Source organism: Raskinella chloraquaticus (SeqCode) (genome assembly GCF_021731865.1).
GTDB classification, from domain to species: domain Bacteria; phylum Pseudomonadota; class Alphaproteobacteria; order Rhizobiales; family UBA4765; genus Raskinella; species Raskinella chloraquaticus.
Map to the genome: position 1 here is coordinate 1 of NZ_JAKFWN010000025.1, position 24,816 is coordinate 24,816.

Below are 24,816 nucleotides of genomic sequence, written 5' to 3' on the forward strand. Positions count from 1 at the left end.
TCGAATCTACAAATGAATTACATATCAATATTATACCAAATTGCGGTGCAAATAAAGTGTGTTTGCGAACTTCAAAAACGTGAGGAACTGCGCCAGTTTGAAATTCACTGGCTGTAAATTGGCGGAGAGGGGGGGATTCGAACCCCCGATACCCTTGCAGGTATGCCGCATTTCGAGTGCGGTGCGTTCAACCACTCTGCCACCTCTCCGGGAGATATGATGCGAGCGAGCGCGACTGGCGATAGCATCGGCGCCATGGCGTGACAAGAGTGGCGTCGTGTAACCCGCCGACCAGACCTTCTGATGACGACCCCTGCCCTGTTCCCCTGTGCCGGTCGAATGATCCGGGATCATGCAGTCCTCTGTCCATGAAGGGATTTTAAGCGCGCTGCTGGCGGAAGTAAGACCACAATGATTTGGAGACCGTCAGTGACGTCATATGCGCGCCGGCAGGGCGGCGCTCAAGGATGATCTTGCGATCGTGATGCTCTTCGATGCCGGTGCGATGCCCGACGCTGATCACCGTGCTGCTCTTCAATTCCTCATGCAGGAGGTTGAGCATGGATTGCTGGCTATCCTCGTCCAGCGCCGATGTCGCCTCATCCATGATGATGATGTCGGGCTGGCGCAGAACCAGCCGGCAGAAGGCGACGCGTTGGCGCTCCCCGCCCGACAGCACATGGTCCCAGCGCTCTTCATCATCAAGACGCTTGGCAAGATAGCTTAACCCGCAGCGCACCATGGTCCGCACCACGGTCTCATGAGCGATCTTGCTGCCCGCATCGGGATAGAGAAGGGCATTGCGCAAGGTACCCAGCGGGATATAGGGACGTTGCGGCACGAAGGCGATCTCGACGTCCCGCGGCACGCGTATTTCGCCCAAACCCCATGGCCACAGGCCGGCAAGGGCGCGGATGAGCGTGCTTTTGCCAACGCCGCTCTCGCCCATCACCATCACGCGCTCGCCCTGTTTGATGACGACGGAGGCGTCATTGATGACGACGCGACCGGCACTTTCGGCAATCGACAGATTGTCGATATGGATACTGCCATCCTCACTGATACCGAGCCTGATATTGGCGTCACCTTCCATGATGGTGCCGATGTCAAGCTGGTCGAGCAGGATGACAAGCTCGTTGACCCGTCTGACGGAAGCGTACCATTCGGCAAGCTTGACGACGTTGTCGACGAACCAGATCAGCGATCCCTGCACGGCGGCAAACGCCGAGGCGACCTGCATGACAGCGCCCAGCGTCATTTCGCCAGAAACGTATTTGGGTAACGTCAGAACCAGCGGAATGACCGGAAACAACACCGCATTGGTGTTTTGCAGAATGGAGATGAAACCCTGCTGACGGATAACCCCGTACCACGCCCTCACAACCCGCCCGTAATTGGCCAGGACCGAGTTCAGCTCATCCTTGTCACCCTTGATCAGGGCGATGCTTTCGGCGTTTTCCCGCAACCGGGTTAATTCGGCACGGAACTCGGATTCAGCTGCATTCTTATCGGCAACGTGGCGCACCAGAGGCATGCCGGCGAGATAGGCGATCGTCGACGTCAGGGCAGCGTAGATGACCGCAGCAACCGCCATGTACGCAGGAATATCAATGACCACTTGACCAAGCGTGAGACGGAATGAACCGGCGACACTCCACAGGATCGTCGAAAAGGTGATCGCGGTGACCGTCGCCGAGACCAGGCCGATGACAAACTCCGCCAACGGCTCGATGGCGAGCTTTGTGTCTTCAGCAATCCGGTATTCAGGCGCCTGATGTTCGGGAGCAATGAGACCCAGACGATAATAACGCTGGTCGGCGATCCACCACCCCGCCAGACGTTGCGTCACCCAGGCCCGCCAGGAAACGTGAAACATCATTTTCGATACCAGCAGGCCGCCGGAGGCGACGACCGTTGCAACGACAATCATCGGCAGCTGAAACAGGGCACCGACAAGGACAGACATGTCCTTTTGCTGAAGACCATCGAAGAATGCGCGATACCAGTAATTGAAAAAGACCTGCGTGCCGACCTGGGCGCCAACGAAGGCAAGGACAACCGCTGTCGTTATCCAGGCGATCCTGCTTCCCGGGCTGCTCCAAAATCCGATAACCAGTTTTCGGAATATCGCGATCTGCTCGCTGTGCTGCGGCGGGGCGGCGGGAGAAGCAACATGATTCATTCGTCACCCAGGTTATTTGGTCAACCTTTTCATAACCCGTGACATAACATGTGGTTCCGGGACACAAAATCAGGCGCCAACGAAGAACGGATCACGACATGGTCATGCACAGCGACAATCACCGGCCTTTTCTCGAATTGCGCGTGCTCTATTTCGAGGATTTAGAGCTTGGTATGTCGGCATCCTTCGAAAAGACCGTGTCGTCCTCCGACGTTGTCGGCTTTGCTGAAATCACAGGTGATCGCAACCCCATCCACCTGTCGGAACATTTTGCCGCACGCACGCCTTTCGGCACAAGGGTCGCCCATGGGCTTTATACCGCAAGCCTCATCTCGGCGGTGCTGGGAACGCGGCTGCCAGGGCCGGGCGCGGTCTATATCAGCCAGAGCCTGCATTTCCTGGCGCCCGTCAGGCTCGGCGATACGGTCAAGGTCGACGTATCGGTCATCGAGCTGATGGCCGAGCGGCGCCGCGCCCGCTTGCATTGCGTGTGCAGCGTTGAGGGCACGCCTGTGCTGGAGGGTGAAGCGCTGGTCAAGGTGCCGGCCCGCACCGAAACAAGGACGGGGTGATGGCCCGCGAATGCCGCCGGCGCCGGCCTCGCTCGCCCGTCAGCGATCAGCGGGTAACGATAAGCCGCGCCTTCATCGTCGGATGAAACACGCAAATGTAATCGAAAACACCAAGCTGCGTTGGCGTCTGACGGCTGGATTGGCCGTAAGCGATTTCGCTTGTATCCCAATCTCCCTCGGCCGACGTCGCGGTATGGGGGGCAAAATCACGATTGGTCCAGACAATCGCATCACCCAGGCGGATGGTGAGTTCCGCCGGCATGAAAGCAAATTCGCGAATATCAACGTTATGAAGACGCGCTTGCGGCTCGTTTGCTGTCAACCGCCCACCTGGTGGCAGGGCAATGAGCCCTGCCACCAGCATGAGGGCTAGCAGGATCGGCGAGAGGCAGCGGCCTTTCCTGAGCGCCGGCATGATTATTTGGCCGCAGTGACCATATGGCCGGCATGGTTTTCATGGGCCTTGAAGGTGACGAGCGCCTGCGACAGGAAGGCTTTCAATTCGCCGTTCTTCACCGTCGGGATCCAGGTTTCGCCAACGATCTTGTTGACCGTCTGGTGATAGGCAAGCTCATTGGCCGCATAGGCACGGTCAAAAGCTGCGCCATCGAGCGCGCTCAGCTCTTTTTTCTTGGCTTCAAAACCCTTCAGCAACGCCTTGCTGAAATCGTTGTCCTTCGCCTGCACGCCAAGCTTTTTCAACAGGGCTGCCGCCCCTTCATTGACCGCCGTGTGGTCACGGATCATCAGTTCGGCGAACTTCTTGATCTCGGGATTTTTGGTCTTCGACAGGGCCAGCTTGGCATATTCGATATCAATCACGTCGGCCGTATAGGCGGCATGCGCCACTTCAAGATCATCAAGGCCGGCCTGGGCAAAGGCAGGGAGGGTCAAGGCAAACACAGCAAATCCAGCTAACAACGTCGTTTTGATCGGGGTCATCGATTATTCCTTCATGCGGCTTTTGTTGTGCAACGATGCAAGCGCGCCAAACCTGCCGTTGTCTCCCGGGGGGTGCGATGAGCTGGCACAGGATGGAGTGCGACGGGAACCGCAAGCCTCCTGATGCAAGCCACCAAGGGCAAAACCGCCCTCCAGTCCAGCATGAGGACAAGCAAGTGTTTGGATCAACATAATACCAGAAACATAAGTTTCTTAGCATTCCATTTGGGACGATCTGCAACTATTTGTCGATATCATGACATGATTGTGGCGGTCACGGCGCTGCACCCCGCGCCAAACAGCAACGACAGCCCTGCCGCAGCGTCAGCATGGTCCTGTCGCGTCGCTGAGCCGCAACCTGATTTCCTGAATGACATCTTGATGCGCACGCCACCCGGCCAGGGACAGGCTTGAAAGGCAAATGGCGCTCCCAAGGGGGTTCGAACCCCTGTTTTCGCCGTGAGAGGGCGACGTCCTGGGCCACTAGACGATGGGAGCCCTGCGCAGGTTGGTTGTCATAGCCAACCACACGGCCAGCCACAAGCGCAAAGCTCATGGCTGCACCGAATGGTGAATGACGATGCAAGAGAGGAGTGAGCGGCAATCCGGGTGATGACCGGCCTGCCACTGATCGACGATATCAGGGCGTCGCTGCTTTCTTGAGCTTGGCGAGCGCGCGCACCACCACACGCATGCTGGCCGGCTTTGCTGCCGCTTTCATCATTTCGCCGGTGGCGGGATTGCGGATGAGCGTTCCGGCCTTGCGCGCGGGCACCTTGCGCAGCGTCACTTTCACCAGACCCGGCAGGACCAGTTGCCCGACCCCACGAGGATGCACCGAACCAAGGAATGCTTTCTCCAACGTCGCGTAGGCACCGCTCGCTGCTTTGCGGGAAAGCTCGTTCTCGCTCGCGATGAGATTGATCAGTGCCGACTTGGTCAACGCCTCTTTGATCGGCTTGACGGGCGCCGCTTCCGGCTTTGTTACTTTTTTTGCGACTGCACGTTTCACTGCTTTTGCCATCTTAATCCCTGCCACTCAAGAAATTGCCAAAATTGATTGACCGTCATCAAAAGTTCTCAACGCCAAAAAAGGCATGCCTGATTCGTAGGATTCAGCAATGACAATCTGCTCATTTTGCCGCAGACGGGTCAGGTTTCTGTATAAAACATGCTTCGCGGGCCTATAATGACAGGTCTTTGCCGGGCGCAGACATATATGGTGAGCGCCCCTTGTCCTGACGTTGACCAGCGACGTCGTTTCTAAAACGCTATAGGGACACATCCCATGCAGGCTGGAGTCTGGGCAGAAAATTGACGAGCGATCTCAAGGAAATCGATGTCTCTGATGACGAGCACGGTCAAAGGCTGGACCGCTTGTTGGCATCCCGCCTGGCGCAGATAAGCCGCACCCGGCTCAAGGATCTGATCCTCGCCGGCGCCGTGCGAGACGGCGATGCGGTTCTCGTCAAGCCCAACCACCGCGTCAGCGCCGGCGACGTGGTAACGCTCGACCTGCCACCGCCTGAGGCGGCGATACCAGGCGCCGAAGCCATTCCACTCAATATCGTCTTCGAGGACGCGCATCTCATTGTCATCGACAAGCCGGCCGGCCTCGTCGTCCACCCCGCGCCCGGCCACTGGCAGGGAACGCTGGTCAACGCCCTCCTCCATCACTGTGCTGACAGCCTGTCGGGCATTGGCGGGGTCAAACGCCCGGGGATCGTTCACCGTCTCGACAAAGACACCTCCGGCTTGATCGTGGCGGCGAAAAGCAACGCTGCCCATCAAGGGCTTGCCGCGCAGTTTGCCGACCATGGACGCAGCGGCCCGCTGCATCGCCTTTACCTTGCTCTGTGCTGGGGCGTGCCGGAGCGCCCGCGCTTCACCGTTGCGGGAGCCATCGGGCGTGATCCCCGAAACCGTCTGAAGATGGCCATCGTTCCTGAGCATCTCGGCCGCGAGGCGATCACCCATGTGGAGCGGCGCGCCGTCTATATGATGGCCGGCAAGCCTGGCACCAGCCTCAACGCCTGCCGGCTTGAAACCGGACGCACTCACCAGATCCGCGTCCATCTGACGCATGCGGGATTGCCGCTCCTGGGCGATGACGTATACGGAACCGGCTTTCGCACCAAGGCAGCCAAACTCCCGCCATCGGCCCGCATGGCGCTGGAAAAACTCGGCCGTCAGGCCCTTCACGCTGCAGAATTGGGGTTCGAACATCCGGTGACAGGCGAAATTCATCGCTTTTCCTCACCGTTTCCGGCCGATCTGGCAGTGCTGAGGGATGCACTCGACGAAAGTTGACATTGCCTCTTTTTCGACACCGACTTCGGCATTATATGACGGGCACGGCAGGCTTCGGCTGCCGCATGGCTCGCCATTCCGGGAGCCTGATGGAAGGAACTGACCATGGCGTCCGCCGCTCTCCCTATCATGGCATCCGACGGGGGACTTGCGCGCTATCTCAACGAGATCAAGCGCTTTCCCATGCTGGAGCCGCAGCAGGAATATATGCTCGCCAAGCGCTGGAAGGAGCATGGCGACCGCGATGCGGCCCACAAGCTCGTCACCTCGCATTTGCGCCTCGTCGCCAAGATCGCCATGGGCTATCGCGGCTACGGCCTGCCGATCAACGAAGTCGTGTCTGAAGGTAATATCGGCCTGATGCAGGCTGTGAAGCGATTTGAGCCGGAAAAGGGCTTTCGCCTCGCCACCTACGCCATGTGGTGGATCCGCGCCGCCATCCAGGAATATGTTCTGCGCTCGTGGTCGCTGGTGAAGATGGGCACGACAGCCAATCAGAAGAAGCTCTTTTTCAACCTGCGCAAGGCCAAAAGCAAGATTTCCGCCCTCAATGATGGTGATTTGCGCCCCGATCAGGTGGCGTTGATCGCCAAACGACTCGGCGTGCACGAATCCGAGGTCGTCGACATGAACCGGCGTCTGTCAGGCGACGCCTCGCTCAACACGCCGATGCGCGAGGATGGCGATTCACAATGGCAGGATTGGCTGGTTGACGAAGGCCAGGACATCGAGGCCCGCCTTGCCGATGGCGAGGAACTCGACAACCGCAAGAAAGTCCTGCGCGAGGCATTGGCAGTGCTTAACGAGCGGGAGCGCACCATTTTCGAGCGCCGTCGTCTGGTCGACGAGCCGGTAACCCTTGAGGATCTGGCCGCTGAATTTGGCGTCTCGCGGGAGCGCGTTCGCCAGATCGAGGTACGGGCTTTCGAGAAGGTTCAGGCGTTCGTCACCAAAGGTATCCACACCATCGAGATGCCCCGCCAGCTGAGCCAGGCTCTCCCGTCCGCCTGACCTAGCCGCCCCATTGCGTGAAGATCTCCTGGAAGATCTTGTCGCCCTGCTCGCCCTTGCTCACCGCCAGGACGGCACGCCGCCCGTTGCGGTAAAGGAAGGTGACGTCAATCCAGGGGCGGTCGCGCAACAATGCGATGTTGTTCTCGCGATTGGGGCCAAGCGCTGACAGTCCGATGAGGAAATAACCGGACGTGATACGCGCCAGCGCGCCGCGAAGCGGCAATCCGTTGGATTGTTCGGCTGCTTTCATGAAGACCTGCTCAAGGCTCTCAACCCCGCCATAGGCGAAATTGGGCGGCACATCAAACAGCAGCTCGACTGTATGGCTTGCCGGCAGCGCCTGGTCGAGATTGCGCCTGATCGTCAGCAGCAGTTTCAGACCGCGCTCGGGTATTTCGGCAAGGCCGCGAATAACGCGCTCGGGCCCCTGCGCGCCATTGTCGCTGTCCACGCGCCAGGTAACGCTTCCCTTGAATGTATCAACGCCGCCGGTACTCTGCGAATTCTCGTCATAAAGCACAGCGGTCTGGATGCTGATCTGGCCGCTTGGCGCTGCATCAGGCGTTGCCGGCGTGCTCGAACCATTTGGCTGACCGATGCGGTCATTGCTCTTGGCCGGGACATTCGGGGCCGGCTGCGGCACATCGACCTTGCCAGCGCCACTGCCTTGCGTACGCAAAGCCAGAATGACACCGCCGGCCCCCGCCACAGCCAGCGCCAGCACGATCAATCCCAGCATCATGAGCCGGCGCCACAGGGGCGTTCCAGATGATACGCCGCGCAGATGCGGCGGACGACGCGGGATCAGCGGATCGCCCTCATCATCCGCCTCCATCCGGCTGTCGAAGACGGGGGCGGTGCGACCGCCAGGCTGATCGCGATCGGCTGGGGGTTTATCGCTCGCGCCTGGCAAGGGCGCAGGGCGGCGCGGCGCGGTCGTGATATCGGCAGGTAATGCACGGCTCGCCGCGACGAACTCATCGGTCGCGGATTTTTCCATCGCCGGCTCGCCAGCCTTCGGCGGCATTGGGGAGGCACGAAGCTCGGGCGAAAAGGGCGGAACCGGCGCGCGTGCCGGGGCTATCGGTTCAGGCATCGGCGTCGGCGGGGCCATCTCGGGCGGTGCCATCGCGTTGTCGGCAACGGCTGCGGATGGGCGCGGCACGGATGACGGCGCGGCTGCGCCACCAACGCCCTGACTGGGGCGACGAAGCGCTGCTGCACGGGAAGCCGCCGCCAGCGTCGAGGCTTCCGACTCGATTTTACGAATCGATTCCTCAAGCGCCAGGCGCTGGCGCGTCACATCGCTTTCCGACAAAGGCGGATCGAGCGCCCGCAGCTGATTAAGCAAAGCCTGCCGCGCCCGCTCATAGACAGCGCGCCGCTCATCATAGGTCTTCTTGCCGGCAACAGCCCGGCTCAACACATCGGTAAAATCAACCATGACCCTTTAAGCCACATTCCCGCATCATCGTCCATGCAAAGTAGACAAGCCCGACCCGCACCCCGAAATCATGACAACAACCAGACGAAAAGCCGAAAAAATGACAAGTATCGTTCTTTGTCGACAAAACTCAGGCCATTATTGTGATCTTGCTGACAATTCACCGGCCAAGAAAGGGGTCCTGGACGAGGATCGTATCCTCGCGCTCGGGGCTCGTTGACAACAGAGCCACCGGGCAGTCAACCAGTTCCTCGATCCGCTTCACGTATTTGATGGCCTGAGCCGGCAGTCTGGCCCATGACCGCGCCCCTTCGCTTCTGTCACGCCAGCCCGCGATCGTCTCGTAAATCGGTTTGGCACGCGCCTGCGCACTCTGCGAGGCGGGCAGATAGTCAAAGCGCTTCCCGTCGATATCATAGGCGATGCAAAGCTTGATCTCATCGAACGTGTCGAGAATATCGAGCTTGGTCAGCGCCAGCCCGGTGATGCCGCCGGTGCGCACCGCCTGGCGGACCATGACCGCATCAAACCAGCCGCAGCGGCGCTTGCGCCCTGTCACGGTACCAAATTCCCGCCCGCGCTGGCCCATCTCCTCGCCCAACTGATCGAAGAGCTCGGTGGGGAACGGACCTTCCCCGACCCTCGTCGTATAGGCCTTGGTAATACCCAGCACATAGTCAAGACCCGACGGCCCCATGCCGGAGCCCGACGCGGCATTGGCAGCCATCGTCGTCGATGATGTCACATAAGGGTAGGTGCCATGGTCGATATCCAGCATCGTCCCCTGCGCGCCTTCAAACAGAATGCGTTTTCCCGCCCGCCGCGCTTCCTCCAGCAGGCGCCACACCACATCCATGAACGGCAACACGTCAGGCGCAATATCAAGCAGCTCCTTCTTGATGCTGTCGCGAGTGATCTGCGCCTCACCAAGGCCGCGCCGCAACGCGTTATGATGGGTAAGCAGACGATCAATCTTGTCATCAAGATGCTGCGGATCAGCGAGATCTGCCAGTCTGATGGCGCGCCGGCCGATCTTGTCTTCGTAAGCAGGACCGATACCGCGTCCGGTTGTGCCTATGCGCTGGCGGACATTGGCCCCCTCACGGGCCTTGTCGAGATCGCGATGCAGCGACAAAATGAGCGGCGTGTTTTCGGCGATCCGCAGGCGCTCCGCCGATACGCTGACGCCCTGTGCCTGCAATCGCTTGATTTCGGCAATCAGCGCATAGGGGTCAAGCACCACGCCATTGCCGATGATGGCAAGCTTGCCCGGCCGCACGACGCCAGAGGGCAGGAGCGATAATTTATAGGACTGACCATCGATGACCAGCGTATGGCCGGCATTATGCCCGCCCTGAAAGCGCACCACGATATCAGCGCGCTCGCACAGCCAGTCGACGATCTTGCCCTTGCCTTCATCGCCCCATTGAGCGCCAACAACAACCACATTGCCCATGGTATCTGTAACGCTCCTTGTGAGCTTCTTGACGCCTTCCGGCAGCGTGTCCGGAGGGCGTCGTATCGAGCCTAGCGAGGAGAATATGTCAAGGCTTTAGCATCTGGCACCTGCCCACAAGCACCTCCCACGCAAGAAACGGGTGGCGGCAAAGCCCAAGCCCGCTTAGGGCAGTGAACGACGCAACAATCGTCCATCAGCCGCTGACATGGCATCGAAGTCGGGGATGAACCCTCATGTCCACGCAACGCATGACCGGTGGTGACTGGCTGACACTCGTTATCCTGTCGTTTTTATGGGGCGCCACCTTCCTCTTCGCCAAACTGGCCCTGGATGGTATTCCGCCACTGACATTGGTGGCCCAGCGTGTCGTGATCGCGGCCCTTGTCCTGCTTGGCGTTCTGGCTCTCCGCAAAGAAAGCCTTAAACCCCATCTGCCGCGCTGGCGTGATTTTCTATTGCTCGGGCTTCTGAATAATGTCGTGCCGTTTTCCTTGCTCTTTCTGGGTCAACGCCATTTGACCGCCGGGCTGGCAGCAATCCTGAATGCCACAACCCCGATCTTCACCGTCCTTGTGCTGCATCTTCTGTCGCGCGACGAGCGGTTGACCGTGTTGAAAATTGTCGGCGTCGCGCTGGGCTTTGCCGGTGTAGTCGTCCTTGTCGGGCCGGAAGCGCTGGACGGCCTCAGCCATCACCTCGTTGCCGAACTCCTCTGCCTTGGTGCCACCCTGTCCTATGCCTTCGCCCTGCTGGTTGGCCGGCGTTTTCGCGATACACCGCCGCTGGTCACCGCAACCGGCCAGCTTGCAGCCTCAAGCCTTGTCATGCTGCCGGCGGCACTTGCCATCGACCAGCCATGGTCCCTCGCAGCGCCCTCGCTGCCGGCTCTTGCCTCAGCGCTGGCGATGGCAATTTTTTCGACCGCGCTTGCCTATATTCTCTATTTCCGGGTGCTGGCACGGGCCGGCGCCACCAACGCCGCCCTCGTGACGTTCCTCATACCCGCATCAGCCATCGGCCTCGGCGCCAGCATGTTGGGCGAAGCGCTGTTGCCCGCTCACATTCTAGGCCTTGGCCTCATTCTTGCCGGTCTGGCAACCATTGACGGCCGGCTGATCCGCAGGATCGCACCCGCCTCCTCGCGGCAGACATGAGCGAAAAGCAGTGGCCAAGGCACTGGCGAGAGCCTAAAGCGGAGAGATGATCGCGCTTGCTCGACGTGCCAATGGCTGGATGTCATCCCGCCCCTATCTGTTGTTGACGCTCACTTGCCTGATGTGGGGCGGCAATGCCGTGTCGAGCCGGCTGGCGGTTGGCGAGATTTCGCCCTTCATGCTGACCAGCTTGCGCTGGGTGCTGGTGTGCAGCCTGATGCCCCTCTTCGTTGGCCGCGACCTTGTGCGCCATCGTGCTGTTCTGTTGCAGCACTGGAAACTCATCGCACTTATGGGCTGCATCGGTTTCACCGCCTTCAACACGCTGATGTATGTGGCAGCCCACCAGACGACAGCCATCAACATCGGCATCGTCCAGGGGTCGATCCCGATCATGGTGATCCTCGGTGCGCTGCTGATTTACGGAACCCGCGCCAGCGCCATTCAATGGGTCGGCGTTGCGGTGACGATTGCCGGCGTCATCTTTGTTGCCGCACGCGGCGATGTGAATGCGCTCGCCACGCTGTCGTTCAACAATGGCGATATCCTCATGGTCATCGGCTGCATTTTCTACTCAGGCTATACAGTGTTGCTGCGCGAGCGCCCAACCGGCGTCCCGGCACTGGTGTTCTTTACCGCCGTTGCCTTTTGCGCCTGCCTGATGTCGTTCCCGTTTGTTGCCTGGGAAGTGGCCACCGGCGCCGCTGCCATGCCAACGTGGAAGGGTTTCCTTATTGTCGGATTCGTGGCGTTCTTTCCTTCGTTGCTGGCGCAATTGTCCTTCATGCGCGGCGTTGAGCTGATCGGGGCTGCGCGTGCCGGCGTCTTTGTCAACCTCGTACCGATTTTCGCACCATTGCTGGCGGTCATCATCCTCTCCGAACCCTTCCGCTGGTACCACGCGGCCGGGCTCGTTCTGGTGCTGGGCGGCATCGCGCTGGCCGAGGCCGGCAAGCGTCACGCCTGAGCCAACCCTGGCCTTGGTCAGAAGCTCAGACGCCTTGCCCGCTTGACCTGCGGTATCGTTTCGATCTCGCGCAGCAGGCTGTCACTCACCGGCTCATCCACCGCCACCAGGCAGATGGCATCCCCGCCCGGCTTGTCGCGACCCAGATTGAAGGTGGCAACGTTGACGCCAGCCTTGCCAAGCACCATGCCGAAACTGCCGATGAAGCCCGCCTTGTCGGCATTGCGAACAAACACCATGTGCGGCGCAAACTCAGCATCCATGTTGATTGAACGGATATCGACCATGCGCGGCTTGCCATCGTTGAACACGGTGCCGGCGGCGTGACGCGCCATGTCCTGCGCATCAACGACGATACGCACCACGCTGTCGAAATTACCGTGTTCGGAACTCTCGCGCTTCACTTCTTCGATCGTGATGCCCTTGTCTTTGGAGACAAGCGTGGCATTGACCATGTTGATATCCGGCAGGAACGGGCGCATGACGCCGGTGATCGCGGCAGCCGTCAAGGGCCTGACATTGAGCTTGGCGACCTCGCCCTCATATTCAACGCGGATGGCGCGCACCGGCGCTTCGGTGAGCTGACCGAGGAACGATCCAAGCTTCTCGGCAAGCGCAATGAAGGGGCGCAGACGCGGCGCCTCTTCCGCCGAGATTGACGGGAAATTGACGGCGTTGGTGATGGCGCCCTTCAGCAGATAATCCGCCATCTGTTCGGCAACCTGAAGCGCCACATTCTCCTGCGCTTCCGTCGTGGCAGCCCCCAGATGCGGCGTGCACACGACATTTTCCAGCGCAAAGAGCGGGCTGGCTTCGGCCGGCTCGACCTCGAAAACGTCGAGCGCGGCACCCGCCACATGACCCGATTTCAAGGCCTCCGCCAGCGCTTTCTCGTCAATCAACCCGCCGCGCGCGCAGTTGACGATCCGTACGCCCTTCTTGGTTTTGGCGAGCGCTTCCGCGCTCAGGATGTTGCGCGTTGTCTCCGTCATCGGCGTGTGCAGCGAGATGATGTCCGCCCGCTTCAGCAGATCGTCGAGTTCGACCTTCTCGACGCCGATCTCGACGGCGCGCTCCGGCGTCAGGAAGGGATCGAAGGCGATCACCCGCATCTTGAGGCCAATCGCCCGGTCAGCGACGATGGAGCCGATATTGCCGCAGCCGATGATGCCAAGCGTCTTGGCGAACATTTCGATACCGAGAAAACGGTTCTTCTCCCATTTTCCGGCCTTGGTCGAAATGTCGGCCTGCGGCAATTGGCGGGCGAGCGCGAACATCATGGCAATGGCGTGCTCGGCCGTGGTGATCGAATTGCCAAACGGCGTATTCATCACAATGATGCCCTGAGCGGTTGCCGCCTGCACATCGACATTGTCAACGCCGATGCCGGCGCGACCGATGACCTTCAGGTTTCTGGCATTCTGCAACAGCTTCGCCGTCACCTTGGTGGCCGAGCGGATGGCAAGCCCATCATAATTGCTGATGATGGCGGCAAGTTCTTCCTTGTCGATGCCCGGACGGAAATCGACGTCAAGGCCGCGCTCCTTGAAGATGGCAACGGCGGCAGGCGAAAGCTTGTCGGAAATCAGGACTTTGGCGGTCATGAGATAAATCCATGGCAGGTCGCGCCGAAGACGAACGGTCGCGATGATGAATGACGAGGAAGGCTGTGGACAGGCGGCGGAGCGTTACGCCGCCACTTTGCAGAACTCGGCCCTGGTGAGCGCAAACGCCCAGTCGAGCCAGGGCGTCAGCGCCTTGAGATCGCGCGATTGTACGGTTGCGCCGCACCAGATGCGCAAGCCCGGCGGCGCATCGCGGTAATGGCCGATGTCGAACGCAACGCCTTCTTTTTCAAGCCGCGCCACCATTGCCTTGGCAAACGCCGCCTGTCCCTCCGCACCCAGCGCCACCACCGCCTGATCGCTGATGGTGAGGCAGACGGACGTATTCGAGCGCGTCTTCTTGTCGACTGCCAGAAATTCAACCCATGGCGTCGCCGTCACCCAGCGATTGAGGACACGCAGATTGCCGTCAGCCCGCTTCATCAGCGCCGGCAGACCACCGATACCTTTCGCCCATTCGAGCGCGTCGATGTAATCCTCGACAGCCAGCATCGAGGGCGTGTTGATGGTCTCGCCCTGAAAAATCCCGGCGATCAATTTGCCCCCTGATGTGAGGCGAAAAATCTTGGGGAGCGGCCAGGACGGTTTGTAGGTTTCGAGGCGTTTGACCGCGCGCGGGCTGAGGATCAGCATGCCATGCGCCGCCTCGCCGCCCAGCACTTTCTGCCACGAATAGGTGACCACATCGAGCTTCGGCCAATCGAGCGCCTGTGCGAACGCCGCCGACGTTGCATCACAGATGACAACGCCTTGGCGATCAGCGGCAATAAAATCAGCGTTCGGCACCCGCACGCCTGACGTCGTCCCATTCCAGGTGAAGATGACGTCGCGCGCCACTCCGTCGACCTGCTTCAGCTTCGGCAGACGACCATAAGGTGCATCGATCACCCGGACATCGTCCAGCTTCAACTGTTTGAGCGCGTCATTGGCCCAGCCTTCGCCGAAGCTTTCCCAGGCAAGAATATCCACGCCGCGCTCGCCCAGCATCGACCACATCGCCATCTCGACAGCCCCGGTGTCGGAGGCGGGCACGATCCCGATCAGGTAATCGGCGGGGACCTGCAGCACCTCGCGCGTCAGATCAATTGCCAGCTTCAGCCGCGCCTTGCCCTCTTTCGAGCGGTGGCTGCGACCAAGAACGGAGGTGTTGAGCTTTTTGGGAGACCAGCCAGGGCGCTTGGCGCAAGGGCCGGAGGAGAAATGCGGCGATTTCGGCCGCAATACGGGCATCGCTATTGTCATCTTGACGCGTCCTTCCAGATCGCAGCCTCTCGTTGGGGAGAGGTGTCCCAACGCCGCGATTAAAGAAGTTGAGGCCTTTCGTCAATCCGGCCAACGACCGATGGCCGTCATGGCCGGGGAATCATGACGGCGTCAAAGCGTGCATATCGACACCAAACGAAAACGGCCCCCGAAGGGGCCGTTGAAGGAAGATCGCGAACGCGCGGGCTCAGTTGCGGGCGATGACCGGCCGCTCGACGCGGACCACCTGCTGCGGCGGATTGAAGAGCCACCGGGCACCAAGGCGGAAATCATGCGAAGTCAGATCCTGGGCCGTCAGCGTGGGGCGTGAGCAATCGCCCGGGCCCTGACAGATGATCTGGCCCGCTATCGGGCTGCCGAGACTGGAGTAGCGATAGCTTGCCTCGAGTTTCAGATGCTCGTTGACGTCGTAGGCGAGACCGGCATGGATCGCCCAGGCAAATTCGGTCGATTCCCGCGTCGCGGCGTAGCCATAACCGCCGCCAAACACGATGAAGCCGGCATCCTGGAAGCCCGAAAAGCGATGATGGGCAAAGCCGACACCGCCGCCGACGAAGGGCGTAAGGCCATAGAAATTGCCAAGATCAAGATAGCCATTGGCAAGCACCAATACTGTGCTCAGATTACCCTTGTAGGAGCTGATCGACTGGAAAGGGTCGTTTTTATCCGAGCGCACGAAGCTGAAGCCCTGATTGCCGCGATATTCGCCGGTGATATCGGCGCGCAGGAAATCATTGAACTGATAACCGACGCCCACACCGATGATCGGCGGGCTTTCGATCGATTTCTGGACCTGTTTGAGGGCCGGATCAGCCGGGCTCAAGGTGAAGTCCCGGAAATCGGCGACACCGGTTCCCACATCGCCGCGTATATACCAGCCGCTGGCAACTTCGATGGGAGCAGGAATGACATGAGGCACAGGCCGCGCATCAATGAGATCGGCCGCGCCCGCACTCGACGCTGCTAGGCCGAGACTCGCTGCAACCGCCAGGGCGATCGAAAGCTTATTCATGGTAAGTCTCCACTTGGCCGGATTAAATCCGCTTGAACAACGGCGCGATGTGCCGCTTGACGCCAATGTGGAGGAGATTGCTTAAAAAGCGCTTAACCTTAATTCTTAAGCTCAATAATCGATGAAACGGCCACAGGACGACGTGCGCCGGCGTCTTGCTGCAGCTCAAAAACGGCAGAGGTCAGGCGGCTTCACTTTCCTGAAGCGCCGAGCAGATGTCACCGACTACCTGCTCAACCAGCACCGGATCATCGCCTTCCGCCATGACGCGAATAACCGGTTCGGTGCCGGAAGGACGGATGATCAGGCGACCATTCTTGCCAAGCAGCGCCGTTCCCTTGCTGATGATCGCCTTGACCTTGCTGCGCTCAAGGGGAGCGGCATCGCTCACTTTGACGTTACGTAAAAGCTGGGGAACTTTCTCGAAGCAATGAGCGAGTTCCGACACCGGCTTCTGGCGGCGGATCACCACATCGAGAAGCTGCAGCGCCGAGACGAGCCCGTCACCTGTCGTCACGAAATCGGAAAGGATAATGTGACCGGACTGTTCGCCGCCAAGATTATAGCCGTGCTCGCGCATATGCTCGAGCACATAGCGATCACCGACCGGCGTGCGGGCCATATGCAGGCCGATCCCATCCAGGAAACGCTCCAGCCCGAGATTGGACATCACTGTCGCAACGATACCGGGGCGCGCCAGCCTGCCGTCGTCGTTCCACGACTGGGCAATCACCGCCATCAGCTGGTCGCCATCGACGATCTGCCCTTTTTCATCGACAATCAAGACACGGTCGGCATCGCCATCAAGAGCAATGCCGATATCCGCGCGCACTTCCCGCACCTTGCGGCACAGCAGGTCCGGCGCGGTTGAGCCGCACTCGCGATTGATGTTGAAGCCATCGGGTTCATCGCCGATGGCGATGACCTCGGCACCCAGCTCCCACAAGGCTTCCGGCGCCACCCGGTACCCCGCGCCATTGGCGCAATCAATGACCACCCTCAGCCCACCGAGATCAAGCGGCCGCAGCAGCGTGCGCTTGGCAAACTCGACATAGCGCGCCTGCACGCCCTCGACACGCTTGGCGCGACCCAGCCGTTCGGAATCAGCTAGATGCATGCCCAGATCGGCGTCGATATAGGCTTCGATCTGCCGTTCGTTGTCGTCCGACAGCTTGAAGCCATCCGGCCCGAAAAGCTTGATACCATTATCTTCATAAGGGTTATGGGAGGCAGAAATCATCACCCCGACATCAGCGCGCATGGAGCGGGTCAACATGGCGACAGCCGGTGTTGGCATCGGCCCGACCAGCAAAACGTCCATGCCAACCGAAAGGAAACCCGATGTCAGCGCGCTTTCGATGAGATAGCCCGAAAGCCGCGTATCCTTGCCGATCAGAACACGCGAGCGCTCGCCGGCCTTCTGGAATTGCAGCCCGGCCGCCATGCCAACCCGCATCGCCAGCTCGGCTGACAGCTTGCCCTTATTCGCCTTGCCACGAATGCCATCGGTACCAAAATATTTCCGCGCCATGTGAGAAAGCCCACGTTCCCATTGAATTGGCTGCCGCGCCAAACGACTAGCGCGGGCAGACGTGCCACGAGCCTCTACCAGATGCCAGCGCTCGGGTAAGCCGAAATTTGTCAGGTACGTTAACGCCTGCCGCCACGACTAGGCTTGCGGCTGCGGCTTCATGTCGGTATCCGGCTCGTCGCGCGGGCGCGTGGGCCGACCGGCGGAAGGCACCGCTGATCCACGCACCGGCGGCTCGTCGCCCGTATCGCGCACCGGCGGCTTGCCCTTGATGAGCTCGATGATCTCATCGCCCGTCAGTGTCTCGTATTCGAGCAGTCCGCTGGCAAGCGTTTCAAGATCGCCCCGGCGCTCGGTGAGGATACGCCGGGCTTCCACCAGTCCTTCATCAACCAGGCGGCGCACCTCGGCATCGATCGTCTCGGCCGTATCCTCGGAAATATTCTGTTGACGGCCAACCGACATGCCCAGGAACACTTCCTCCTGGTTTTCTCCATAGGCCACCGTGCCAAGCTTGTCGGAGAAACCCCAGCGCGTCACCATCATGCGGGCAAGCCGCGTCGCCTGCTCGATATCGGACTGGGCGCCGGAGGTCACACGTTCCTTGCCGAAGATCATCTCTTCCGCCACCCGACCGCCCATCATGATGGCAAGACGCGAGGTCATCTGGATGTAGCTCATCGACAGCTTGTCGCGCTCCGGCAGCTGCATCACCATGCCAAGGGCCCGACCACGCGGGATGATGGTTGCCTTGTGCACGGGGTCAGTTGCCGGGACTGACAGCGCAACGATGGCGTGCCCGCCTTCGTGATAGGCGGTCAGTTTCTTCTCTTCTTCCGTCATGACGAGCGAACGGCGCTCCGCCCCCATCATGATCTTGTCCTTGGCATCCTCGAACTCGTCCATGGTGACAAGGCGCTTGTTGCGACGCGCCGCCAGCAACGCACCTTCATTGACCAGGTTCATGAGGTCAGCACCGGAAAATCCCGGCGTACCGCGCGCCAAAGTCTTCAGATTGACGTCGGGCGCCAGCGGCACCTTGCGCACATGGACTTTGAGAATCTTCTCGCGCCCGATCACATCGGGATTGGGGACCACGATCTGCCGGTCAAAGCGCCCGGGCCGCAGCAGAGCGGGATCCAGCACATCCGGACGGTTGGTGGCGGCGATGATGATGATACCCTCATTGGGTTCAAACCCATCCATTTCGACCAGCAACTGGTTCAGCGTCTGCTCGCGCTCATCATTACCCCCACCAAGACCGGCGCCACGATGACGCCCCACTGCATCGATCTCGTCGATGAAGATGATGCAGGGCGCATTCTTTTTCGCCTGCTCGAACATGTCCCGGACGCGGCTGGCGCCAACGCCGACAAACATCTCGACGAAATCCGAGCCTGAAATGGTGAAGAACGGAACATTGGCTTCGCCGGCCACCGCTCGCGCCGTCAGCGTCTTGCCGGTGCCCGGAGGGCCTACCAGCAGCACGCCGCGAGGAATGCGACCGCCCAGACGCTGGAATTTCTGCGGATCGCGAAGGAATTCGACGATCTCCTGCAAATCTTCCTTCGCCTCATCGATGCCGGCAACGTCCTCGAATGTGATCCGCCCATGTGCCTCGGTCAGAAGCTTGGCACGCGACTTGCCAAAACCCATGGCCTTGCCACCGGTGCCCTGCATCTGGCGCATCAGATAGATCCACACCCCGACGAGAAGCAGCATCGGCAACGACGAAACGAGGAGTGAGCCGAAGATGTTGTCGGACGGCGGACGGGCTGAAACGCTTACACCCTTATCAGACAGCCTTTTGCCAAGCGTCGGATCAGGTGGTGTGAAGACGGAGAACCCGCGCCCATCGCTGAAATGGCCCTGTACTTCCTGGGTTCCAACGATTGTGACGTCGCGGATACGTCCCTGTTCGGCATCCGCAAGGAATTGCGAATAGGGAATTTCGCTGCTTCCCCCGCGCTGACCGGGGTTCTGGAACAATGAGAACAAGACAACGAGCAACAGCCCGATGATGACCCACATGGCAAGGTTGCGAAAATTCTGGTTCATCGAGCCTCCTGGCGCCTCCAGCGATCATGTCTCGCAGGCGCGGCGCATGTCCTCTTCTCATACATTGGTCTTAACATAGGATGCCTTGCCGCATTTTCCAATGGCGACATCACAACTTGCCTAACGGCGTTCCGATTTTTTTTCCACCGTGATCCGCAGATAGCGCCGACCGGCACTAATAATTGAAAAGCCGAGCGTTCTGCGCACTTTGACAGCCATCTCGTCGCAGAGCTGTTCGTCAAGCGCCGTCAACTGTCGCTCAGGCGGCGGTAAAGGCTCTCCTCCTGTCAGGCTGATGCGGGCGGCAAGATAGCGCAGCCGCACCTCTTGCGGCGCGGCGCGGTAGGCAATGCGCTCCAGCCGTCCCGCGCTGTCATGCAGACGCTCAAGCGCCCCTGCGTAATGTTTGATTGCCTCATCGGCCCGCCCCAGCTTGCGCGCAATCTCCGCCAGTCGTTCAGCGGTCAAGCCTTCGGCCGCCAGCAGCGGCATGAGGCGGCGCAGGCGCGGGCGCAGATAGTTTTCATCTTTATTCGTTGGATCATCCTGCCAGGCAATGCCGTGCCGGGAGAGATGGGCACGCAGGCGCTCGCGCCGCACTGCAAGCAGCGGGCGCGCAATCCTGAGCCCCTGGATTTCAACGCAGGCGCGCATCGCCGCCAGACCACGCAAGCCTGAGCCTCGCGCCAGACGCATGAGCACCGTTTCGGCCTGATCATCGAGCGTGTGTGCCGTCACCACCCGCGCAGCGCCGATCCGTGTACCCTCGCGCTGCAGCAGATCATAGCGCGCCTCACGGGCCGCCGCCGGCAAACCGTGGTCCGGCTTGTCGCCCTGCCATGCCAGGATACGATGAGGGACGCCAAGTGTGGTGCAGAAGCGGGCGACAGCCAGTGATTCCTGACGCGAGGCGGCGCGTAACCGGTGATCGACCGTTGCCGCCACCAATGCCGGGCCGGCTGTCAACGCCGCTCGCCAGCGCACCAGCAGATCGAGCAGCGCCATGCTGTCGCTGCCCCCCGATACGGCGATCAGAATACGTTCAAGATCACTGAAAGAAGCGAAAAGACGATCAAGCTCGTCCGCCGCAAACGGCGGGTAATCAGCAGCCTGCACTGCGCTGTTCGCTCTGCACCCGCTGTTTGACTGCTGGCGAGGCTCGTGGATATTTGCGCAGAACCTCGTTGAATGAGGCACAGGCCGGTTCTTTCTGGCCAAGCTGTTTCAGCGACATGCCAAGCCGCAACAGGCTTTCTGGCGCCTTCGCTCCGCTCGGATAATCATTATAGCTCTTCAGGAAGGACTCAGCCGAGGCCTTCCATTGTTGCCGCTGAAACTGGGCTTCGCCCAGCCAGTACAGGGCATCGCCATGCTGGCGATCGCCGGGATAGGTGGTGAGATAAGCCTGGAACGCCGTCTCGGCGCGATCATATTCACCGCGCAACACGAAACCATAGGCCTGATCATAGGCATCGCGGGGGTTGCCGGCCAAGGGCGGCAGGGGTTGCGCACCTGCAGCCTGCGCCGGAGCGCCGAGCGCTGCGGTCGACACGCCGTTGCGCCCGGCCCCTGCCAGATCAACCGGTTGGCCTGTGCGCGGGTCCGCCGGCAACTGGCCAAGGACCTGAGGCGGAGCACCGAGTTGCGGGGCTGCCCCCGCATTTCCCTGCGCAGGATAAGCCGGAACACCAGCCGGTCTCGGTCCGCCCAGTTGCGGGGTCAAGGCGAGTGGAGCGGCGGGCTCTACAGGTGCCGCATCACCACGCTGCTGCGTGCCGCCGCGTTGCGGTGGCGCCGGCTTGCGCGGGCCTCCCGCCGGTGGCTGCCCGCCTGCGTTCTGCGATTCCTGGAAACGGTATTCCGTGTCTTCCTGAAAGCGCTTCAGCTGTTCTTCCAGCCGTCTGATCTGGAACTGGAACTGTTCGATCTGGCCGGTGAGTTGACGTACCCGCCCTTCGAGTGCGTTGATCCGCACATTGGGGTCTTCCTGCTGTGGTTGCGTTCCCCAGCCGGTTCCGCCCCATTGCACCTTGACGAGTGGTGGCAATAAAGCGCTACCCGGCGCCGGGGCTGGCAGGCGACCAGCCCAAGCGCTGCCGGTGCCTGCTGATACCAGCAGGACCAGGGCAACAGATGTGAAACGCCTGAGCGCCATCGCCATGCCTACATTCCTCGCTGATCAATGGGCTGGCCCCAAGGGTCAACCAGTGTCGATCATACCCGTTGCACTGGTCGCCACTGCCGGAAACCATCATCCGGCAACAGGCGCGACCAGCAAGTTGGATCAGGAACCCGCATTGTTGAGCGCGGTGACCGCCCGACGGTTCTGATTCCAGCAGCTGTCGTCATTGCACACCGCCACAGGCCGTTCCTTGCCGTAGGAAATGGTGCGCATGCGGCTTGCCTCGATACCGCGCGAGATCAGATAATCGCGGACCGAGGCGGCACGGCGCGCCCCGAGGGCAATATTGTACTCGCGCGTGCCGCGTTCATCGGCATGGCCCTCAATCGTGAAGGTGTAGCGCGGATACTGACGCAGCCAGGTCGCCTGACGATCAAGCGTGGTGCGTCCTTCCGGCGTGACGTCCGTCGCATCGACGGTGAAGAAGACGCGGTCTCCGACGTTCACGACGAAATCCTGCGACGATCCCGGGGTCGCACGGCCAGCGGCCGCCTGATCCTGATTGGTGTTGGCGCAAGCCGCGAGCGTCAGCGCACCGGCCAAAGCCAGAGCAATGCGGAAACCGCGGTTCAGGGTGGTGGAAAGGCTCATTGCAAAAACTCCTCAGTCTCCGTGGCCGGAGAATATCTGTTTACCTAAACGCTCGCGGTTAATCGCTGGTCATCAACAATGCTTAACCAACCGTGACTTTTCGGTGGCAAGACTGTTGCGTTTTTGCAACATTTGGTAGCCTTGCCACAATTCCCCTACCCACTGACCGGCCTCTCTGGCCACAAATCAGGCCAGAAGCGGCCCCCAGGCTGGATCGGACGCAAAATTCGGCGACGGCACCATCTGCTCGAAGCGACCGGTGACGTCAATGGAATAGAGGCGCGGGCCCGGCCCCTTCTCCTTGAAAAAGAGAATGACCTGACCATTGGGGGCAAATGTCGGACCCTCGGCGTGGTAGTCGGTGGTGAGGATACGCTCCCCCTGCCCGTCCGGGCGCATGACGCCCAGCGCAAACTGGCCGGCCGCCTGCTTGGTGAAGGCAATGAGATCGCCGCGCGGGCTCCATACCGGGGTTGAATATCGACCCTGGCCAAAGGAAATACGCTGCGGCGTTCCACCGCCAGCCCCCATGACATAGAGTTGCTGCCCGCCGCCCCGATCACTCTCGAAAACGATACGCGACCCGTCAGGGGCAAAGGAGGCGCCGGTGTCGATTTGCGGCCCTGAGGTCAACCGCGACAGGTTGCGGCTGCCAAGATCCATCGTTGCGATGGAGGAATTGCCGTCCTGGTTGATGATGCTCATGACGACGCGCGCGCCATCGGGTGAAAAGCGCGGCGCAAACGAGATGCCGGGAAACGAGCCGAGATTTTGCCGCGCACCTGATTGCATATCAAGGAGGAAGACACGCGGCTCATCGCCGCCAAATTGCATATAGGCCAACTGGTTGTTCTGTGGCGAAAACCGCGGCGTGAGCACCAGCGACCCATCGGCTGTCAGATAGCGCAGATTGGCACCATCCTGATCCATGACGGCAATGCGCTTCGATCGTTTCTGCTTCGAGCCCGCTTCGTCGACGAAGGCGATACGGCTGTCAAAATAGCCGCCAAGCCCGGTGGTTGCGCTATAGATCGCGTCGGCCAGGATATGGGCAAGCCGGCGCCAGTTTTCCGCCGTCGTGGTGAATTGCTTGCCGTCGCGCTGCTCACCGGTGAGCACATCAAACAGGCGATATTGGGCAATCAGCCCCTGGCCGCCACGGGCGATGGTACCAACCGCCAGCATCTGTGCATTGATTGTCCGCCAGTTGGCGAAATTGGGCGCCGTATCAATCGACGTAATCTTGTCAAGATAGGCCTGTTGCGGCAGGACGTTGAAATAACCGCAGCGCTGCAAATTGGCGCTGATCACCCCGACGATCTGCTTGCCCAGCTGCGCGTCGCCGAGCAGGTCGGGGATGGCGATCGTGATCGGCTGGAAATCGCCCGGCTTGTTGATATCGACCTTCACCTGCGCGCGTGCCGGCAGAGTCATCAGCACCGGCAACGACGCCACCGCGACGCCGGCGCGCATCAATGCCTCGCGGCGTGTCAGTCCGTTCAGAAAATTCATCGTCTCAAACCTCGATAGTAAATTGTCTCGTGCAAGTCGGATGTACCATGTGGATGTCACAGCAGTTGCGACGGGTCGAACGCAAATTCAATTTCGCGCCAGCCATTGGGCGCGTCATACATGTCAGCGGGCAGTTTGAGGCCGCCATTCTGTGCAGCGCAGCGCAAAATTGCGCGTACTGCCGAATCGGAAATCAGACGGAAGCTCGGATCGCCTGACGTGTTGAGGATCGCCGGGCGGCCATTGAGCGAGCCATCGCGGTTCATCTTGAGTTCGATCTTGACGACGAGCGGACGCTCGCCAGCACTGGGTGGCGGCGACCAGCAGGGCTGAATCTGATCACGGATCATGCCGACAAGCTGGGCATACTGGCTCTGGTTGAGCTTGCGGCCCGTCCCTTGCGGATTGCCAAGCGAGGCCTCGCGCTGAGCATTGTCCTGAACGCCCGCCTGGCGCACCGTGCCTTGCTGGTTGTTGATGATGTCGCGCTTGACCTGGGCCTTGCGCTGCTCTTCCTTGCGCTTGGCTTCCTCGATCTTTTTTTGCTCTTCCTTCTTGCGCGCCTCTTCTTTTTTCTTGTCTTCTTCTTTTTTGCGCACTTCCTCGAGTTTTCTTAAAAGCGCATCCGGATCGAGCGGCTCGGTCACCGGTTTCGGCTCCGGTTTAACTTCCGCCTTGCGCTCAGGAGGAGCTGGCGGGGGCGGGGTGGGCGCGCTTGAGGCCTCGACCGGCTTGCGCTCTTCCGGCGTGGGCGTGGGATCAGGCGCCGGCGAGGGCTTGGCAACCGCGCGGCGTTGCTGGACGGGCGCCTTCTTGGCATCCTTCTCACCGATTGCCTGCGGCTCTTCGGAAATATCGACCAGATCAAGCGGGATCGATTCGATGCTTGGCGCCTCAAGATTGGGGCGCGGTGCGGGCAACGTCACCATGGCAAGCGCGATCACTCCGAAATGGAGGATGGCGGAAATCCATACTGGGCGTTGCACCTTGAACAAGCC

Annotated in this window: 22 protein-coding genes and 2 tRNA genes; 6 read left to right on the forward strand and 18 right to left on the reverse strand. The window is 60.5% G+C overall.

What is annotated here, in order from left to right:
• Window positions 1-119 precede the first annotated feature (119 nt).
• Both ACINK1_RS08990 and ACINK1_RS08995 read right to left on the reverse strand, forming a co-directional pair.
• Window positions 120-209, reverse strand: a tRNA-Ser gene (locus ACINK1_RS08990).
• 170 nt (window positions 210-379) lie between these two features.
• Complete coding sequence (locus ACINK1_RS08995) at window positions 380-2,080, reverse strand: ABC transporter ATP-binding protein/permease (RefSeq protein WP_376804039.1); 1,701 nt, start codon at window positions 2,078-2,080, stop codon at window positions 380-382.
• Between ACINK1_RS08995 and ACINK1_RS09000 the strand changes: the two genes are divergently transcribed.
• Window positions 1,973-2,224 carry a hypothetical protein gene (locus tag ACINK1_RS09000; protein WP_376803003.1) on the forward strand — a complete coding sequence of 84 codons (252 nt, stop codon included), beginning with the start codon at window positions 1,973-1,975 and terminating at the stop codon, window positions 2,222-2,224. The two genes, ACINK1_RS08995 and ACINK1_RS09000, sit on opposite strands and share 108 nt — an antisense overlap.
• Before the next feature lie 62 nt (window positions 2,225-2,286).
• Complete coding sequence (locus ACINK1_RS09005) at window positions 2,287-2,754, forward strand: MaoC family dehydratase (RefSeq protein WP_376802735.1); 468 nt, start codon at window positions 2,287-2,289, stop codon at window positions 2,752-2,754.
• 46 nt (window positions 2,755-2,800) lie between these two features.
• Here ACINK1_RS09005 and ACINK1_RS09010 read toward each other — a convergent pair whose 3' ends face one another.
• From ACINK1_RS09010 to ACINK1_RS09025, 4 genes are all read right to left on the reverse strand, one after another.
• Entirely contained in the window at window positions 2,801-3,169 is a 369-nt protein-coding gene (locus ACINK1_RS09010; protein WP_376802733.1) for a cupredoxin family copper-binding protein, read from the reverse strand.
• Window positions 3,170-3,171: 2 nt separating this feature from the next.
• Window positions 3,172-3,696, reverse strand: a complete 525-nt coding sequence (locus ACINK1_RS09015) for a DUF4142 domain-containing protein (protein WP_376802732.1) — start codon at window positions 3,694-3,696, stop codon at window positions 3,172-3,174.
• A gap of 422 nt (window positions 3,697-4,118) precedes the next feature.
• Window positions 4,119-4,194: transfer RNA gene (locus tag ACINK1_RS09020), tRNA-Glu, on the reverse strand.
• Between the two features lie 142 nt (window positions 4,195-4,336).
• Entirely contained in the window at window positions 4,337-4,720 is a 384-nt protein-coding gene (locus ACINK1_RS09025; protein WP_376802731.1) for an HU family DNA-binding protein, read from the reverse strand.
• 290 nt (window positions 4,721-5,010) lie between these two features.
• Between ACINK1_RS09025 and ACINK1_RS09030 the strand changes: the two genes are divergently transcribed.
• On the forward strand, window positions 5,011-6,006 hold the full coding sequence (locus ACINK1_RS09030; RefSeq protein ID WP_376802730.1) for an RluA family pseudouridine synthase: 996 nt from the start codon (window positions 5,011-5,013) through the stop codon (window positions 6,004-6,006).
• A 105-nt stretch (window positions 6,007-6,111) separates the two neighbouring features.
• The gene (rpoH, locus tag ACINK1_RS09035) at window positions 6,112-7,017 is read left to right on the forward strand and encodes an RNA polymerase sigma factor RpoH (protein WP_376802729.1); all 906 of its coding nucleotides are present in this window, start codon (window positions 6,112-6,114) and stop codon (window positions 7,015-7,017) included.
• A gap of 1 nt (window position 7,018) precedes the next feature.
• Here rpoH and ACINK1_RS09040 read toward each other — a convergent pair whose 3' ends face one another.
• Window positions 7,019-8,464, reverse strand: coding sequence for a hypothetical protein (locus ACINK1_RS09040; RefSeq protein ID WP_376802728.1), 1,446 nt, complete (start codon window positions 8,462-8,464; stop codon window positions 7,019-7,021).
• Window positions 8,465-8,624: 160 nt separating this feature from the next.
• Complete coding sequence (locus ACINK1_RS09045) at window positions 8,625-9,920, reverse strand: adenylosuccinate synthase (RefSeq protein ID WP_376802727.1); 1,296 nt, start codon at window positions 9,918-9,920, stop codon at window positions 8,625-8,627.
• A gap of 236 nt (window positions 9,921-10,156) precedes the next feature.
• On the opposite strand from ACINK1_RS09045, the gene ACINK1_RS09050 reads away from it, so the two are divergent.
• Window positions 10,157-11,077, forward strand: coding sequence for a DMT family transporter (locus tag ACINK1_RS09050; RefSeq protein WP_376802725.1), 921 nt, complete (start codon window positions 10,157-10,159; stop codon window positions 11,075-11,077).
• A 46-nt stretch (window positions 11,078-11,123) separates the two neighbouring features.
• Window positions 11,124-12,044: a DMT family transporter gene (locus ACINK1_RS09055; protein WP_376802723.1), complete on the forward strand. Its 921-nt coding sequence runs from the start codon at window positions 11,124-11,126 to the stop codon at window positions 12,042-12,044.
• Between the two features lie 17 nt (window positions 12,045-12,061).
• Here ACINK1_RS09055 and serA read toward each other — a convergent pair whose 3' ends face one another.
• The 10 genes from serA to ACINK1_RS09105 all read right to left on the reverse strand — a co-directional run bounded on the left by serA (window position 12,062) and on the right by ACINK1_RS09105 (window position 24,804).
• Window positions 12,062-13,648 (reverse strand): phosphoglycerate dehydrogenase, encoded by a 1,587-nt coding sequence (serA, locus tag ACINK1_RS09060; RefSeq protein ID WP_376802721.1) that lies wholly within the window; start codon window positions 13,646-13,648, stop codon window positions 12,062-12,064.
• Window positions 13,649-13,732: 84 nt separating this feature from the next.
• Window positions 13,733-14,911 (reverse strand): phosphoserine transaminase, encoded by a 1,179-nt coding sequence (locus tag ACINK1_RS09065; protein WP_376802720.1) that lies wholly within the window; start codon window positions 14,909-14,911, stop codon window positions 13,733-13,735.
• A 208-nt stretch (window positions 14,912-15,119) separates the two neighbouring features.
• Entirely contained in the window at window positions 15,120-15,944 is an 825-nt protein-coding gene (locus tag ACINK1_RS09070; protein ID WP_376802719.1) for an outer membrane protein, read from the reverse strand.
• 181 nt (window positions 15,945-16,125) lie between these two features.
• Window positions 16,126-17,475, reverse strand: a complete 1,350-nt coding sequence (gene glmM / locus ACINK1_RS09075) for a phosphoglucosamine mutase (RefSeq protein WP_376802718.1) — start codon at window positions 17,473-17,475, stop codon at window positions 16,126-16,128.
• Between the two features lie 138 nt (window positions 17,476-17,613).
• Window positions 17,614-19,533, reverse strand: coding sequence for an ATP-dependent zinc metalloprotease FtsH (gene ftsH / locus ACINK1_RS09080; RefSeq protein ID WP_376802717.1), 1,920 nt, complete (start codon window positions 19,531-19,533; stop codon window positions 17,614-17,616).
• Window positions 19,534-19,653: 120 nt separating this feature from the next.
• The gene (gene tilS / locus ACINK1_RS09085; protein ID WP_376802715.1) at window positions 19,654-20,649 is read right to left on the reverse strand and encodes a tRNA lysidine(34) synthetase TilS; all 996 of its coding nucleotides are present in this window, start codon (window positions 20,647-20,649) and stop codon (window positions 19,654-19,656) included.
• A complete protein-coding gene (ybgF, locus tag ACINK1_RS09090; RefSeq protein ID WP_376802713.1) occupies window positions 20,636-21,694 on the reverse strand; it encodes a tol-pal system protein YbgF in 1,059 nt (352 codons plus the stop codon). Before ybgF ends, tilS begins: the two co-directional genes overlap by 14 nt.
• A gap of 123 nt (window positions 21,695-21,817) precedes the next feature.
• Window positions 21,818-22,306, reverse strand: a complete 489-nt coding sequence (pal, locus tag ACINK1_RS09095) for a peptidoglycan-associated lipoprotein Pal (RefSeq protein WP_376802712.1) — start codon at window positions 22,304-22,306, stop codon at window positions 21,818-21,820.
• A 186-nt stretch (window positions 22,307-22,492) separates the two neighbouring features.
• On the reverse strand, window positions 22,493-23,818 hold the full coding sequence (gene tolB, locus ACINK1_RS09100; RefSeq protein ID WP_376802711.1) for a Tol-Pal system beta propeller repeat protein TolB: 1,326 nt from the start codon (window positions 23,816-23,818) through the stop codon (window positions 22,493-22,495).
• Between the two features lie 56 nt (window positions 23,819-23,874).
• Window positions 23,875-24,804, reverse strand: a complete 930-nt coding sequence (locus tag ACINK1_RS09105; RefSeq protein WP_376802709.1) for a TonB C-terminal domain-containing protein — start codon at window positions 24,802-24,804, stop codon at window positions 23,875-23,877.
• Window positions 24,805-24,816 lie beyond the last annotated feature (12 nt).